We start from the raw sequence: 16,157 nt of genomic DNA on the forward strand, positions 1-16,157 counted from the left end.
CTAATTACAATCCCATTTAAAATCTGCAATGGGATCATTAGAAGCTTTATTGAGGTTATAGTGCCACCATTCTGTCCTAACCGACCAAAAGCCATATTTTTCCATAGTACTTTTTAAAACTTTTCGATTGTTCAGGATTTCTTTCGGTAAATTCATATTGTCATGATACGCCCTCTTACCAAAATAATCAAAGTCGGTTCCCATATCTAACTCCATTCCATCCAGGCTTATCAGGGTTATATCTACCGCACCTCCCCTATTGTGGATAGAACCCTTATCAGGATTTGCCACATACTGAGGATTCGGGACAATTTCCCACATCTTGTACTGCACTGAATTAGGCCTGTAGCAATCAAAAAACTTAATTTTATAACCTTGCTTCATAAAATCATTATTAGCCTTTATTAAGGCCCTGGCTGTCTTTACACGGGTATAACATTCGGCACAGTCATAAACTTTTGATTTTAAAAAATTGTTTGTGGTGGCGTATCTTATATCATATTCAAAATCTTTGCTATAGTCCGCCAAACGGACAAACGCAGTATCTGCCAGTCCAACTAAAGTCTTAACCGGATTTTCAATAGGCGCTACTTCTATTTCTTTGATCGTATCAACAGCCACCGAATCGGTGCTCGATTCCTTTATTTTTTCCTGCTCCGGTTTGCTCTTGCAAGCAATGGAGAGAAGGATTAAACCCAATATTATGATTCTTTTCAAAGGCAAACCTGATTAATTCTTTGTTAAAAAACGAAGTTAGAAAAATTTTAAAAACACCTATGTTTAGTACTGCACTTTTCTTTAATCCTTATTTATAATCCCAATCATATTAAAAACATGTTACAGCATTTTAATAGTAGTAATAGTGATAAAAATCAAATTGGTTTATGATACAATTTTGTCAGACATCCTTTTGATTTTTACAGAACTTTATAAGGAATACATTCCTATGTCAAAAAAATAAAATATTACGGACGATAGCCCGGGCAAGGGAATTGAAAATATCAGGAGTTTTATTGAGAGGGCCATTAAGGATAGAACAAATATAAAATGGTTTTTCAGAGTTAATAAAGAAGGCGTACCTTATGACAATGAAAATAAGGTCGGTCCCTGGAAATGTCCTTACCATAACAGCAGGGCATGCATTCAAATTATAAACCTATATGAAGATAATGCCGTTTGTTCATAGTCTTCTAAAAATGATCTCAACACCTATGAAAAATAATTTTGTTTTATTCTGCATTACATTAATTTCCATTGGGAACCTTTGGGGGCAATCAGAATGGTTACTGGGGTTCGAGAAACCTCTACAGAATCCTATCATGAGATCAGATTCTACCTATTTGTTTAATTGCCCCATGGAAAAAAGAATAGTTAACTGGCAAAAAGCCGATGTTTTCAATCCTGGGGCCATAGTAAGAAAGGACACCGTATTTATGCTCTTTAGGGCAGAAGATAATCCCGATGCGATTTTGGGAGAAAGAACTTCGCGTATAGGCCTCGCCTATAGTACTGATGGTCTTAACTTTACTAAAGAAGCTAAACCAGTTTTATACCCACAGGAAGACGGGTTTCAAAAATGGGATTATCCGGGAGGTGTTGAAGATCCAAGAGTGGTAGAAATGCCGGATGGGAGCTATATTATGCTTTATACCAGTTGGAATAACGATGTAGCCAGACTCTCAAGTGCCTCTTCACGAGATTTAAGAAATTGGACCAAGCACGGACCGGTTTTTGAAAAATTTCAAAAAGGAAAATTTCTTAATATCTGGAGTAAATCAGGATCCATGGTTACCGAACTAGTTAATGGCCGTTTGGTTGCAAAGAAAGTAAACGGTAAATTTTTGATGTATTGGGGAGAATTATTTGTCAATTTAGCACAATCCGAAGATGGAATAGATTGGGAACCCTATTTGGATGAAAATGGGGAATTATTGCACGTGTTTAAACCTACTTCCGGTGAATTTGACAGTCATTTGACAGAACCCGGACCACCGGCAATCTATACTGAAAAAGGAATACTGCTGCTTTATAATGGAAAAAACCTCAGCGGATCAGGAGCGAGCACCAAAGTTGCGGAGGGTACCTATTGTGGCGGTCAGGTTCTTTTCGACAAAAAAGATCCTTCAAAATTTAAAAGCAGACTTTCGGAACCGTTCATATGCCCCGATCTGCCTCATGAAATAAGCGGCCAATATAAAGCAGGGACCACTTTTATTGAGGGGTTGGTATTTTTTAAAAATAAATGGATCCTTTATTATGGTACAGCAGACTCAATGGTTGGAGTGGCCATAAAATCTGAATAAATGAGACCTTATTTAAAATTCCTGCTATGCTTTCTTCTCCTGGGGTGTGCAAATAATACAGATCCTATAAAAGAGGATTTTAAACCCAATATTATCCTCATTGTGACCGACGATCAGGGATGGGGGGATTTAAGTTTTAACGGGAATTCAAATTTACAAACCCCAAATCTGGATAATCTTGCTAAAAATGGTGTGTCCTTTGAAAATTTCTACGTCCAACCCGTTTGTTCACCAACAAGGGCTGAAATTCTTTGTGGGAGGCAATTCCGGCGGCTTGGAGTTTATGCCACTTCTGCCGGCGGCGAAAGGCTGAATCTGGGAGAAACCACCCTTGCCGAAGTATTTAAAAAGGCCGGTTATAAAACCGCGGCCTATGGTAAATGGCATAGTGGAATGCAAGCCCCGTACCATCCAAATTCAAGGGGGTTTGATGATTTTTATGGTTTTGCTTCGGGGCATTGGGGAAATTACTTTGATCCGTTGCTGGAGCATAACGGTAAACTGGTCAAAGGAAATGGATTTATTGTAGATGAGCTTACGGATAAAGGCCTGGATTTTATTAGCAAAAACCGGGAAAGGCCATTTTTACTCTATTTACCTTACAATACCCCACATAGCCCGATGCAGGTGCCGGATAAGTATTGGAATAAATTTCAGAACAGGCAATTATCCAAAAAACACACAGACACTACCCTGGAAGACATTAGCTTTACAAAGGCAGCCCTGGCGATGATTGAGAATATTGATAACAATGTAGGAAGGATCACAAACAAATTGAAAGAGCTGAATTTAGAAGAGAATACCATTCTGGTATATCTATCGGACAACGGTCCTAATGGTTGGCGATGGAATGCTGGGATGCGTGGTAAAAAAGGCTCTACCGATGAAGGTGGTGTTCGAAGCCCATTGTTTATCAGTTGGAAAAATACAATCCCCGGGTCAAAAAGTATTACTCAAATTGCCAGTGCTATAGACATACTGCCTACTTTGGCCGGGCTGGCAGATATTGAGATAAAAACGATTAACCCCCTGGATGGAACCAATCTGGAACCCCTCATATTTGAAGAAAATCCTATTTGGAAACCCCGTTATATCTATAATAATTGGAATCAAAAAACCAGTGTGAGGTCACAGGATTTTCGTTTGGATGATAAGAACCGCCTCTATCATATTCCTACTGATATTGGTCAAACACGCGATGTGTCCAAAGAATATCCCGATGACTATAATAGCTTGCTAAGAGCAAAAGAACTTTGGTTAAAAGAATTACCAATCCCAACAACAGAAATTAGACCATTTACCATAGGGCATCCATCTATGAATACTACCCAACTTCCTGCCCGCGATGGCATTTCTCATGGCGGCATTGAACGCAGTAACAAATACCCCAATTGTTCCTTTTTTACCAATTGGAAAAGTCCTGAAGATTACATTAGCTGGGATGTAGATGTATTGACAGAAGGTTCTTATGAGGTTATCCTTTACTATAGCTGTGCCAAAAAAAATGTTGGTGCAACTATACTAGTTGAATTGGATTCAAATAGCCTGAGTAAAAAAATAACAGAATTTCATGACCCTCCGATTACCGGCATGGAAAATGACAGGATTCCACGAATTGAATCCTATATAAAAGATTTTAAACCCCTGTCAATGGGGATTATAAAACTACAAAAAGGACGAGGAAAACTCAAGCTAAGGGCTTCGCAAATACCGGGTGAAGGGGCCATAGATTTTCGATTGTTATTATTTGAAAAACGTTCTTAGACCTTAATCCGTATTGTATATAAACTCCTCGCTGTCTGAATAACCGATCCGAACCGCCTTTGCCACAAATGAGATATTACTGCTCAATGGTTCTATAAAGATTTTCCAACTTGTAGCACCGGGCTCCTTCCATACAATGGTAGCATCTGATTTATTTGATATCAAATGAATATTTTTCCCTTTTTCAAGCATTTGAAGCGGTTCTAACCGGGGTGCTTCACCTTTTGGAAACCACATAGAGAGCAATTCTTTTTCAGGATATCTTCCGAGGTCGTTGGTTTCATCCATCCAATTGGTAAGGACCTTTCTCAAATGAATTAAGGTATCATTCAGCTGTACTTTTTCAGAAAGGTTTTCGAGTTCGTAGGGGTCACTTTCCAAATCATATAATTCTTCCGCTGGTTTGGGTGTTCTAAACCATAGCGAAGGAATAGAATCCAATTTTCCTGTAGCTTGCAAGGACATCATATTCTGCATCATGGGCATCTGCTCGCGATATTTAACGGGGAGCGCATTTGATATAGCAGTATTAAAATTTCTTATATACTTATATCTTTTGGTTCGAACCGAGCGCAATTTATCATACATTCCGTCAAACCGGTCTGATGAAGAAAAAACATATTTTCTTACCGTACTATCGCTGAAAACCCCGAACTGCGCTTTTCCCTGCATCACGGCTGGAGGTTCTATTCCTGCCCATGAGAGAAGGGTAGGCGCAAAATCAATAAAACTTATTAAACGGTTGTCATAATCACCTTTATCTGAATTCCCCTGCATTTTAATAACCAATGGAATTTTAGTTCCTGTATCATATAAAGCCCTTTTATGCCTGGGGAATGGCCCACCATGATCACCATAAAAAAAGATGATGCTATTTTCATAAAGTCCGTCTTCTTTTAATCGGTCAATTATTTCCCCCACTTGTTCATCCATGCGCTTTAAGTTGGAATAATTCACGGCTAAATCATGACGGATAACAGCATTATCGGGAAAATAAGGCGGAACAGTAACAGAATCCGGGGAAACAAACAGTTCTTTTTCTCCCTGCTTCCATATTCCGGATTCATGGCAAACATTGAAATTAAAAACGGAAAAAAAAGGAGTATCCTCCGGCCTGTTTCGCCAGTGGGCACCGGAATTACTTTCATCCCAACCGGAATCCGGCGCTCTAAAATTGTAATCTTCTTTTGCGTTATTGGTGCAATAATACCCTTCTTTTCTCAAGTATTCCGTAAACATTTTAACACCATCCGGAACAAGGGGTGAATAACTGGGTATTCCTATTTCCGGCTGGTTCTCTTTGGCATATGCGTTATATGTGCGCATATTATGCGTGCCTAAAGAAGTTGGGTACATGCCTGTTATTATTGCACTTCTTGCCGGAGCACATACGGGAACCGGTGAAAAAGCGTTGTTGAATACAACACCATCATGAGAAAGAGACTCAATATTCGGTAACGGGATTGTACTATCCCCGTACATCGGAAAAAATTCGGGCGACTGATCCTCGGCGACCAACCATATTATATTAGGCTTTTCTGCTTTCTTTACTTTAATATCATTATGACCACATCCTATTGCCAAAGTCAACAAAATGAGGCAACCACAGCTAAGAAATGACCTGTTAAATATCAAAGTTTCTCCAGAAATTTTAAACTTTGCGGAACCTGCTCTACCACCCTGGAACATTCATCTTCTATAAACATATATTTGACTACGCCCAGTTCTTTGGAACGCTTAACTACACCGGCAATATCTACCTGTCCTGTTCCCAGCACAACATTGGTTTCTACGTCCTCGTGGCCTGTATCGTTCCCTTTAACCCCATGCTCCATATCTTTAAGATGTAACAGAACAAATTTATCAGGATATCGGTTCAATAGCGCCAATGGATCTTCTCCACCATGATGCACCCAATACACATCCATTTCAAAGGCAAAATCTCTGGCATTCTTGGCCATATAGTCAAATAGAGTACCATCTTCATAGGGTCTGAATTCATATCCATGCGCATGGTATGCCAGTGTGATACCTTCTTCTTTCAACTTTTTTCCTGCATTGTTAAAAACTTCAGTAGCTTCCTTCGTTTTAGCAATATCGAAAGTATTTCCATCATGTGGGATCCAGGCACACATTACAAAGTTTGCATCAAAATCTTTGGCATTTTTAATGACCTTATCCACATCGTTTTTAAGATCTTCATAACCCGCTCCTACGCTAACCATATCAAGATTATTCTTCTTTAACAGGCCTTTATATTCCTCCAATGGAAGACCATAGCTGCCACCGCCTTCAATCTTGGTAATGCCCCATTCATTAATTAGTTTCAATGTCCCGGGGACATCGGTTTTAAACTGATTACGAAGGCTATACAATTGTATTCCTACTTCCTGAGCATTACTTTGAAAGATGCCGAAAACAAAGCATAAAAGTGCCGTGCCAAAAATTAAAAAGTTGTTTCTTTTCTTCATGATATTAATTTTAGTTATGTCAATAAATTTCCTTCATCATCCCATTCCGCGATAATTCCCCGCTTGCTCTGATCTACACATTTTGCCAGCCATTCCTCATCATATGCCAATCCGTGTTGCTCCAATACATCTTCCGGAACCCCATCCCAAACATTAGGCATGTTTCCTTTATATCCAAGGTCTTCAATTCCAATCCTGGAAGTGTAATAGCCCGTTAGGGTTAGATTTCTCATTAAAGAGAAAAACTGTATCTCTAAAGGTTGTTCAGCCAAAGGGATTTCCGCATCGTAATATGCAATTAAGTCAAGTATTTGTTTTTGCTGCTCCTCGGTAACCGACTTAAATTCACTTCCATATTCTGTATTGCTTTTATGATCCAGCCACATAAGGCCTCCGCGCAGATTAGTTTGCAGTTCAGGTACATCCTTGGCCATAAACTCAATGAAATCGGGCACACCAGCATCGGTTGCTCCCCCAAATTTATCATTTGGAGGCAGTATAAGGTTGCTTAGGACAGCAATGGTGCCCAATTCATGTTCATTAAAAAACTGCTCAGAATTGATCTTATCTATCAGTTCTTTTTCCTCTGGTGTTCTTCCAAAGAAATTTTCGTCTGATGTAATCGCAGCTATTTCCTCTGTACTTGCCGATTCTGGTTTACAACCATGAACAACGAGTCCTCCGGCAACAGTTCCCAGCAAGATTGATTTTATACTCTTCCTTCTATCCATTTTTCAGATATTTTGCTGTTTTAATTGTTCTACTATATAGTCAGACGCACGCCAGGACAGTGCCAGGATGGTCCAGGTACAATTTTTATCGCCCTGTGAAACAAAGGGACCGGCATCTGTAATAAATACATTGTTGACATCATGCAACTGTTGAAATTTATTTACAACCGATTTTTTTGGGTCATCGCCCATTCTGGTGGTTCCCACTTCATGAATAATTCTACCCGGGGCCAGCAATCCGTAATCCTGTTCCTTTGATGGCGTTTCACCCAGAACTTCTCCTCCCATATTATGGATAAGTTCTTCAAAAGTGGCTTGCATATGCCTGGCCTGATTCCTTTCAAAGTCCGACCATTTATAGTGGAAGCGAAGTACGGGAATACCGAATTGATCAACCGTCGTAGGATCTATTTCGCAATAGTTATCTTCTCTTGCAACGGCCTCTCCCCTTCCTCCAAAGCCCAGTACTGAGCCATAGTATTTTTTTACATCCTTACGAAGACTTTCGCCATAACCACCCGTAGGTAAGCCAAAGAATTTGTTGAATTCATTTGGATTAAAACCAAAGCCGTAATTGGGCATTCCCATGCCTCCCCAAACCTCGATATGATAGCCTCTGGGGAAATCCAAATTCTTATTATCCAACCACCAGGGGGTATAAACATGCATGCCACCAACACCATCCTCGTTGTATACTTTTCTATTCATCAGGCCTGGAATAAATCCTGCCCTGCTGCTTCCAGTAGAATCGTGAAGATACTTGCCTACTATATTGCTGCTGTTTCCAAGTCCGTTAGGGTGTTGTTTACTTTTTGAATTTAAGAGAATGCGTGCAGAACTGCAGGCAGAAGCAGCAAGCACCACAACTTTACCTTTTAGTTTATATTCTTTACGATCGTCTTTGCTTATATAAGATACTCCGGTAGCTTTTCCTTCTTCATTAGTTGTCACTTCCCGAACTACAGAATTTACATAAAGGTCCACTTGTCCGCCACTTTTCTGTGCCGGAAAAATCAAACATGAACCAGATGAAAAATCGGCATAAACCTGACATGATCTGGAACATTGGCCACAATAAAAGCATACCCCGCGATCATTGTTAATTTTTTTTGTAAGCATAGACATCCTTGAAGGAATAACCGGGATATTTGATTTTCGGGCTCCCTTTATATACATGAGCTCATGTAACCTCGGTTTTGGTGGAGGGAGAAAGAATCCATCCGGATCGTTAGGTAGTCCTTCATTGGTGCCAAAAACACCAATAAGCTTATCTACCTTATCATAATAGGGTTTTACGTCTTCATATCCAATTGGCCAATTTTCACCAAGTCCATCCTCATCTTTATGCTTAAAATCCTTAGGTCCGAAACGCAGTGAAATCCTGCCCCAATGATTGGTTCTGCCGCCCAGCATATGAGAGCGATACCAGTCAAACTTTGTACCGTCTTTACGTGTATAGGGTTCACCTTCTATTTCCCATCCCCCATAAGCCATGTCAAATTCACCAAAAACCCTGGTTGTGTTGGCTCCTCTTCTAGGCGATTCATAAGGCCATTTCAACTGGGTCTGTTGTTCAGGATCCTTAGGGTCAAAAAACGGTCCTGCTTCAACAACTGCTATTTTTAAACCTGCATCAGCCAATACTTTAGCGGACATGCCGCCTCCGGCACCTGAACCCACTATTATAGCATCATACAGTGTTGGTGATTCCTTTATTTGCATAGTAAATTTATAATTAATTATAGGCCTTTTAAATAAATTAAAGCATGCTTAAATTACATTATTTATTCCAAATATTATCAAGTCTGAACGGTTTGGTAGAAATGCAGAAGAAATTGACAATTTAATGTAAATATAAACTGGAATAGATAAAATAAGTGCTGTATAAACTCCAAAATGGACTATAACACTCGTCGTATCCCGGAGAAATCCTGTCGGTATTGGGTTGGGGTACTACCCTTGCTTTTTCTAAACACCCGATTAAAATTTGCAATACTGTTAAATCCGGACATAAATGCAATTTCTGAAATGCTCAAATCCCTTTCAATTAACCATTTGGAAGCATACCCTATACGTACATCGTTTACATATTCTACAAAAGTCTTGCCTGTTCGCCGTTTAATAAATCTATTAAAGGAAACACTACTCATGTTCATGATATCAGCAACTTCCTGAAGGGTCATCCTTGAGGCATAATTCTCCTGAACATAGTCATATAAGGTTTTGAGTTTATTGTTGTGCTCAAAGTTTTCCAGATGAATTGTAGTTGTAGAAAGCAATCTTTGATTTCTTGACGTTGCCAGGTCGTACAATATGGAAAAAAGTTCGATAAAATAATCTATGCCTCCAAGTTTTGACACCTTCAATAATCTGGGTTTCATCGCAATGGTTACCTGTTCAGAAAAAAGAATACCATGAGCAGATTTGTCAAACAAATCTTTTAAGGGTTTCATAATTCTCCTACTCAAAAAAGTTGAATTAAACAGGTTACTATGAAATTGAATGGTTATTTCATGTATATCTTTATTGGTACATTTATATTGATCCCAGCCATGAAAAAGATTAGAGCCAACGAGCACTAATTCCAGGTTTTCAATTTCTTCCATACTATCCCCTACAATTCTGCGAATCCCTTTACCATTAGATATGAAGTTCAGTTCTAATTCGGGATGGAAATGCACCGGATAGTCAAAAAAGTCCTTTACCCTGTCAAAAACCAGAAAACTGTCTTCATTGGAAAGTGGTGTGATCTCACGATGAATACTTTTAAGTATATCCATTATTATCAATTCTAGTTGTTGTTATACTTCAATCAAATGACAAAATAATACCAAAACAACATATACAAATATTTTAGATTTAAACAGAAATCACTAAAAATAGGGCGATTATTTTTATAATTTATCAAAAAATTGGACTTAAAAGTAATAATCCCTATTTTTTTGCTTGAATATTTTCTATTTAAGATATCCTAAAATATGCTTAAGGGATTAGATATTGTCATTATCCTATTATATCTTTTAGCTACTGTACTTATTGGTCTTATTCTAAGAAAAAGGGCTCAAAGAAGCAAAGATGATTATTTACTTGGTGGCAAATCCCTTCCCTGGTATATGCTGGGTTTGTCTAATGCTTCAGGGATGTTCGATATATCGGGCACCATGTGGCTGGTAACTCTGACATTTGTATACGGTTTAAAAAGTATCTGGATCCCATGGTTGTGGCCGGTTTTTAACCAAATATTTCTTATGGTCTATTTGAGTGCATGGTTAAGGCGCTCTAATGTCACTACAGGAGCGGAATGGATCTTATTCAGATTCGGTGAAGGCAGGGGTGGCAGGTTATCTCATACAGTAGTGGTCGCATTTGCCATCATTAGCTGCCTCGGTTTTTTGGCCTATGGATTTATCGGCCTGGGTAAATTTGTAGAAATTTTTATTCCCTGGGAAGCAGTAAGCACTTATATTCCCTTTGACGTTCCTTTGGAATATGTGCCCCATTTCTACGGTACAATATTCACGATGTTTGCGGTGTTTTATTCAGTACTCGGAGGCATGTCTGGTATTGTCTGGGCAGATTTGCTTCAATTTTCCATAATGACTATCTCTTCTATTGCCATAGCCTTTATAGCCTGGCAGGCAATGGGTACAACTACACTAAATGTGCCCGACAGTTGGATGGATCCTTTTTTTGGATGGACTCTCGATATAGACTGGACTGGCATTATTACTGAAGTCAATGAAAAAATTGCTTCGGATGGTTATACCTTATTCGGATTGTTTTTCATGTTGGTGGTATTTAAAGGTATCCTGGCTAGTATTGCCGGTCCTGCGCCAAACTATGATATGCAGAAAATTCTATCTACAAAATCCCCTAAAGAAGCCGCTAAAATGAGTGGATTTGTCTCTATCGTACTTATGCCCACCAGATATTTGATGATAGGAGGTTTTGCTGTTTTAGGAATCCTTTTTTACGACCAGCTCGATCTCCAGCGCGCCGGAATTATTGATTTCGAAAATATTTTACCTTCGGCTATACGCGAATTTGTGCCTGTTGGTTTAATGGGCCTCTTGTTAGCTGGGCTTTTAGCGGCCTTTATGTCAACATTTGCCGGAACACTGAACGCTGCACAGGCGTATATAGTTAATGATGTTTATTTAAGGATAAAGAAGGATGCCAAACCCAATCAAGTAAAATGGATGAACTATGGCAGTGGAATATTGGTAGTAATCATCAGCATTGTCCTTGGCTTTTATGTTGAAGACGTTAATTCAGTTCTACAATGGATAGTATCTGCCTTATGGGGCGGTTATGTAGTCTCTAATACCTTAAAATGGCACTGGTGGCGTTTTAATGGATATGGATTTTTTTGGGGAATGCTTTCCGGTCTGATTCCGGCTATAATTTTTCCTCTTGTATTTCTGGAAACGCTGGAGCTTTATCTCTTTCCGCTATTTTTAATAATTACGACCGTGGGTTGTATCATCGGCACCTATCTTGGGCCACCAACCAATGAAAAAACACTAATCAACTTTTATAAAAAGACAAGACCCTGGGGTTTTTGGAAACCTATCCGGGAAAAGGTAATCGCTGAGGATCCGGACTTTAAACAAAACAAGATGTTTAAAACGGACATGTTCAATATTTTAGTAGGTACCACAGCCCAGACACTCCTTATGATTATCCCAATTTATCTAATCCTGAGAGAATATACGTCCTTGTGGTTATCGCTAGGGATATTCGCCGTTTGCGGATTTTTACTTAAAAAATTCTGGTGGGACAGGTTAGATCAACAAATGTAAAACAAGGAATTCTGATAGTGTACATATAAAAAATCGGATAAGTAATTTTGAAGTACTTATGGAAAAGCATCTGCGTCTTATTCATAAACCAAATAGTGAATTACTACAGAAGAATGGAATACTATCCAGATATAAAAACCCGGAAGTTATTTTATGGCTCCCGAAGACGAAGAGATTATCGTAAGATACACCAACAGACCAGTTATCATCTAATGAATCTGTAAAGAATATTTTAAACCTGATTGAGCGGAATAGATTAATGTCTTAATGATAGTTTCCCCTTCTGCGCTGAATTATTTTGAATTAGCGCGGCGTTTCCCGCATCTGACTGGCAAATTATGGGAAACGATTGCAGATGTTTTGTGAACCCAAATAGAGGGATCGCAAGTAGCGTAGTGAACAATGCCTTTTGTATAAAACCAAAAGGTATTGTTTTTTCAAAAAGAAGGATTTAAACCATAAAAGGTGTTAAAAATTAACAGACTAGTTAATTTATGGATATGACAAATTCGCAATAATTCATTATTTGACTAATAAATGACAAAATAATGTAAGCTAACATTATATTATTCGTATAATTTTATTAATATTATCAAAAATTTATGGTTTATTTTAACATTTACCGAAAACGATTTCGCTAAAATGTTGAATAAAAGCATCAAAATCAATTAATTAAAGCTAACTAAACAACAAACGATTATGATTCTAAAAAGTGATTATCATTCGTTAAAACCTTCTTTTGGTGAAATTAAAAAGTTCACCACTAAGGTTTTTTCATTACTTATGGGTCTTGTTTGTACGATCGCAATTGCAGCTCCTACAACAAGTTTCGAAACAGTAACAACGATTGAAGCATTTCAATCCACTATCACGGGAACAATTACTGATGCCAGTGGGGTGCCACTTCCCGGTGCCAATGTGGTGATTAAAGGAACATCAACCGGTGCCGCAGCCGATTTTGATGGAAATTATTCCATCGAGGCCAGTCCCGGAGATGTCCTTGTATTTACCTATACGGGCTACAACGCATTGGAGTTGACCGTAGGCTCGGCTAGTGTTATAAACGCAACCCTTGAAGAAGGACTTGCTTTAGACGAGGTTGTAGTAACGGGGTATACAGTTGAGTCAAAAAGAGAAACAACTGCAGCTGTGTCTATTGTAAGTGCAGAAGAATTGGCAGCAATTCCTTCTGGTAACGTTGAACAGCAGTTGGCAGGTAGGGTTGCCGGTGTTACAGTTATCACCAATGGTCAGCCGGGAACTGCCAGCCAGGTTAGGGTTCGTGGTTTTGGAGGCTTTGACGGTAACCAACCCCTTTACATTGTTGATGGAGTGCCAATACAGGATATCGGATTTTTAAATCCGGATGACATTGCCACCACTACGGTACTTAAGGATGCTGCCGCCGCTTCTATTTATGGAGCCAGAGCAGCCAACGGGGTAATTGTTTATACTACAAAACAGGGTTCCAGGGGAGATCGTAAAACACGTATTTCCCTTAACATTCAGAGTGGGGTAACAGATCCTAATGTAGCCGGTTCTCCAAAAATGCTGAATCCACAGGATATGGCAGAATATACCCATATTGGTTTTAGGAACAATGCAGCTGCCAATGGTACTGCTCCTCAGTATACACATCCGCAATACGGACCTAACGCGACGCCAACCTTCCCTGATTATCTGCATGCAGATGGTCAGAACGGTGTTTCAGCCAGTGATATAAATTTAGCACAAATACAGGCAAACTATGAAGCAGATCCTGAAAATGTGTTCTTAATAAGACCAAACCTTGCCGGAACCAACTGGTATAGGGAAATTACAAGAGTTGCGCCAGCCTTAAGGGCAACCCTTGGTTTCGATGGTGGAAATGAGAATGGTCGTTTCTACATAGGTTTGAGTATGCAAAACCTGGATGGTATTCTTTTGGCTAACAGGCAACAAAGATTTACGGCCCGTTTTAATTCAGAATTTGATCTGGCACCCTGGTTAAGTATAGGTGAGAACCTTCAGTTTACATATAACTCAGTTGTTGGTCAAACAGGGGCCAATGGTGGTCTCGGTATTTCTGATGATGAATCTGAAGTATTATCCGCATACCGTATGCCAACTATAATTCCGGTATTTGATGATTTTGGAAGTTATGCCAGTACAAGAGCAGCCGGTTTCAACAACCCGCGTAATCCTGTAAGAAGGCTGGAACAAGACAGGGGTGATGATGTAGCATTTTCAGTAAGTGGATTTGGAAATCTTTATGCTTTAATTAAGCCTTTTGATGGATTGACTTTCAGAACAAGTATTGGAGGCCAATATTATAACTTCACTAACCGGGATTACAATTACAGGTATTTAGGTGATTCAGAACCACAGGCTAGCTTTAGCTTTAATGAAGGGTCTGAATATGGATTCTCATGGACTTTTACAAATACACTTACCTATGAAAAATTATTTGGAGATAAACACAAGGTAAAAGTGATCCTTGGACAGGAAGCAATTGAAGGAACAAATACGCCGAGAGCGGCGCCTAGAGGAAGAAGAATCCAGGGTTCCGGTATTAATCCTTTCTCTACCGATCTGGATTTTGTAACACTATCTGCCGTACAAAGTCCGGTAGTACAAAGTTTTATAAGAACGGGTGTTAATTTTAGCTCTTTGTTTGGTCAGGCTCAATACAACTATGACGAACGCTATTATGTTTCTGCGGTTGTTAGACGTGATGGTTCTTCTGTCTTTGGTGCAAATAACAGATACGGTACTTTCCCTGCATTCTCAGGTGCATGGAGAATTATTGGAGAAAACTTTATGGATAACCAAAACTTCTTCCAGGATTTAAAAGTTCGTGTAGGTTGGGGTCAGATGGGTAACTCAAACAACGTGGATCCGGCCAACCAGTATTCTTTGGCAGCATCTAACCTTGGGAACACTTTTTATCCTATTGGTGGACAAAATAGTGGAGCCGATGAAGGTTTTGCTACCAGCCGTATTGGAAATCCTGATGCAAAATGGGAAACCAGTACAACGACTAATATTGGTTTTGATGCTACCATAATCGATAACCATGTGGACATTGAATTTGACTGGTGGAAAAGGGATACGGAAGATTTATTATTCGTGGTACCATTGGCAGGTGTAACCGGTAATTTCGCTAGTGCACCATCCAGGAATGTTGGTTCTATGTTTAACCGTGGTGTTGATGTAAAAATAGGATGGAGAGGTAATTTCACTGAAGATTTTACTTTTGATTTTACAGTTATTAATACATTCCTTAAGAACGAGGTGGTAAGTTTTGCGCCTGGTATCGAATTTTTGGATGGCGGTACTTACAGAGGAATCTCACCAACGAGAAACCAGATAGGCAAGCCCTTATCTTCTTTCTTTGGTTATGATGTAGTGGGATACTTTGAAAGTGATGCAGATGTTGCCAGTTCTCCTGCTCAGGATGGAGCCGGAGTTGGTAGATTTAAATATAGAGATGTTGACGGAGATGGAGCAATTACTCCTGATGACAGAACCTATCTTGGTGATCCTATTTCAGATTATAGTGGTGGAGCAACCATAGATCTTAATTATAAAAATCTACGGTTTGAGATGTACTGGGTCTGGGTTACCGGAGTTGATATTTTTAATCAGTCCAAATGGTTCAGAGATTTCTTTGGTACGTTTGAAGGCTCTGCAAAAGGTATTGCAGCATTCAAATCATGGACACCGGAATTGGGCAATAGCGCTGAGGCTCCTATTTGGGAAAGTGCTTCTAACTTAAGTACAAGTGGGGCTTCAAATTCCTGGTATGTTGAAAAAGCTGATTATGGAAGACTTCAACGATTAGCGTTCACCTATTCCTTCAAGGATTTAGTTGACAAGTCCAATACGTTAAGCAAATTTGAATTAGGTATTTCAGCGAATAATATATGGACAATAACCGGATATAGCGGTTTAGACCCGGTTGTTGGTGGGGATGCTGATACCAGATTTGGTATTGATGTAGGTAACTATCCTGTAACACCATCTTATTTGATAAATATCAACCTAGGACTTTAAGATCTTGATTATGAATTATTTTGATAAATTTTTAATTATATTTGAAAAAAA

10 protein-coding genes are annotated in these 16,157 nt (G+C 39.2%); 4 read left to right on the top strand and 6 right to left on the bottom strand.

Translation table 11 applies throughout. From position 1 onward, the window contains the following. Positions 1 to 717, bottom strand: a complete 717-nt coding sequence (locus Q0X77_RS09865) for a M15 family metallopeptidase (RefSeq protein WP_297796715.1) — start codon at positions 715 to 717, stop codon at positions 1 to 3. 494 nt (positions 718 to 1,211) lie between these two features. Between Q0X77_RS09865 and Q0X77_RS09870 the strand changes: the two genes are divergently transcribed. Both Q0X77_RS09870 and Q0X77_RS09875 read left to right on the top strand, forming a co-directional pair. Next, complete coding sequence (locus tag Q0X77_RS09870) at positions 1,212 to 2,303, top strand: glycoside hydrolase family 130 protein (RefSeq protein ID WP_297796718.1); 1,092 nt, start codon at positions 1,212 to 1,214, stop codon at positions 2,301 to 2,303. Continuing rightward, complete coding sequence (locus Q0X77_RS09875) at positions 2,304 to 4,067, top strand: arylsulfatase (protein ID WP_297796721.1); 1,764 nt, start codon at positions 2,304 to 2,306, stop codon at positions 4,065 to 4,067. A 3-nt stretch (positions 4,068 to 4,070) separates the two neighbouring features. On the opposite strand, the gene Q0X77_RS09880 is transcribed toward Q0X77_RS09875, so the two are convergent. From Q0X77_RS09880 to Q0X77_RS09900, 5 genes are all read right to left on the bottom strand, one after another. Further along, positions 4,071 to 5,702 (bottom strand): sulfatase, encoded by a 1,632-nt coding sequence (locus tag Q0X77_RS09880; protein WP_297796724.1) that lies wholly within the window; start codon positions 5,700 to 5,702, stop codon positions 4,071 to 4,073. Further along, a complete protein-coding gene (locus Q0X77_RS09885) occupies positions 5,699 to 6,538 on the bottom strand; it encodes a sugar phosphate isomerase/epimerase (protein WP_297796727.1) in 840 nt (279 codons plus the stop codon). The genes Q0X77_RS09880 and Q0X77_RS09885 overlap by 4 nt, the downstream gene beginning before the upstream one ends. A 14-nt stretch (positions 6,539 to 6,552) precedes the next feature. Continuing rightward, entirely contained in the window at positions 6,553 to 7,269 is a 717-nt protein-coding gene (locus Q0X77_RS09890) for a gluconate 2-dehydrogenase subunit 3 family protein (RefSeq protein WP_297796730.1), read from the bottom strand. Positions 7,270 to 7,272: 3 nt separating this feature from the next. Then, positions 7,273 to 8,991: a GMC family oxidoreductase gene (locus tag Q0X77_RS09895; protein WP_297796732.1), complete on the bottom strand. Its 1,719-nt coding sequence runs from the start codon at positions 8,989 to 8,991 to the stop codon at positions 7,273 to 7,275. 179 nt (positions 8,992 to 9,170) lie between these two features. After that, positions 9,171 to 10,049 carry an AraC family transcriptional regulator gene (locus tag Q0X77_RS09900; RefSeq protein ID WP_297796735.1) on the bottom strand — a complete coding sequence of 293 codons (879 nt, stop codon included), beginning with the start codon at positions 10,047 to 10,049 and terminating at the stop codon, positions 9,171 to 9,173. A 198-nt stretch (positions 10,050 to 10,247) separates the two neighbouring features. Between Q0X77_RS09900 and Q0X77_RS09905 the strand changes: the two genes are divergently transcribed. Next, positions 10,248 to 12,071: a sodium:solute symporter family protein gene (locus Q0X77_RS09905; protein ID WP_297796738.1), complete on the top strand. Its 1,824-nt coding sequence runs from the start codon at positions 10,248 to 10,250 to the stop codon at positions 12,069 to 12,071. Positions 12,072 to 12,770: 699 nt separating this feature from the next. Then, positions 12,771 to 16,106, top strand: coding sequence for a SusC/RagA family TonB-linked outer membrane protein (locus Q0X77_RS09910; protein ID WP_297796741.1), 3,336 nt, complete (start codon positions 12,771 to 12,773; stop codon positions 16,104 to 16,106). Positions 16,107 to 16,157 lie beyond the last annotated feature (51 nt).

The sequence above is a fragment of the uncultured Eudoraea sp. genome (genome assembly GCF_947258925.1).
Classification (GTDB): Bacteria; Bacteroidota; Bacteroidia; order Flavobacteriales; family Flavobacteriaceae; genus Eudoraea.

Bases quoted from the DNA above. Each gene is read 5' to 3' on its own strand.
- Q0X77_RS09905 (WP_297796738.1), top strand. From the start codon at position 10,248: ATGCTTAAGGGATTAGATATTGTCATTATCCTATTATATCTTTTAGCT.
- Q0X77_RS09900 (WP_297796735.1), bottom strand. From the start codon at position 10,049: ATGGATATACTTAAAAGTATTCATCGTGAGATCACACCACTTTCCAAT.
- Q0X77_RS09870 (WP_297796718.1), top strand. From the start codon at position 1,212: ATGAAAAATAATTTTGTTTTATTCTGCATTACATTAATTTCCATTGGG.
- Q0X77_RS09885 (WP_297796727.1), bottom strand. From the start codon at position 6,538: ATGAAGAAAAGAAACAACTTTTTAATTTTTGGCACGGCACTTTTATGC.
- Q0X77_RS09895 (WP_297796732.1), bottom strand. From the start codon at position 8,991: ATGCAAATAAAGGAATCACCAACACTGTATGATGCTATAATAGTGGGT.
- Q0X77_RS09890 (WP_297796730.1), bottom strand. From the start codon at position 7,269: ATGGATAGAAGGAAGAGTATAAAATCAATCTTGCTGGGAACTGTTGCC.
- Q0X77_RS09910 (WP_297796741.1), top strand. From the start codon at position 12,771: ATGATTCTAAAAAGTGATTATCATTCGTTAAAACCTTCTTTTGGTGAA.
- Q0X77_RS09875 (WP_297796721.1), top strand. From the start codon at position 2,304: ATGAGACCTTATTTAAAATTCCTGCTATGCTTTCTTCTCCTGGGGTGT.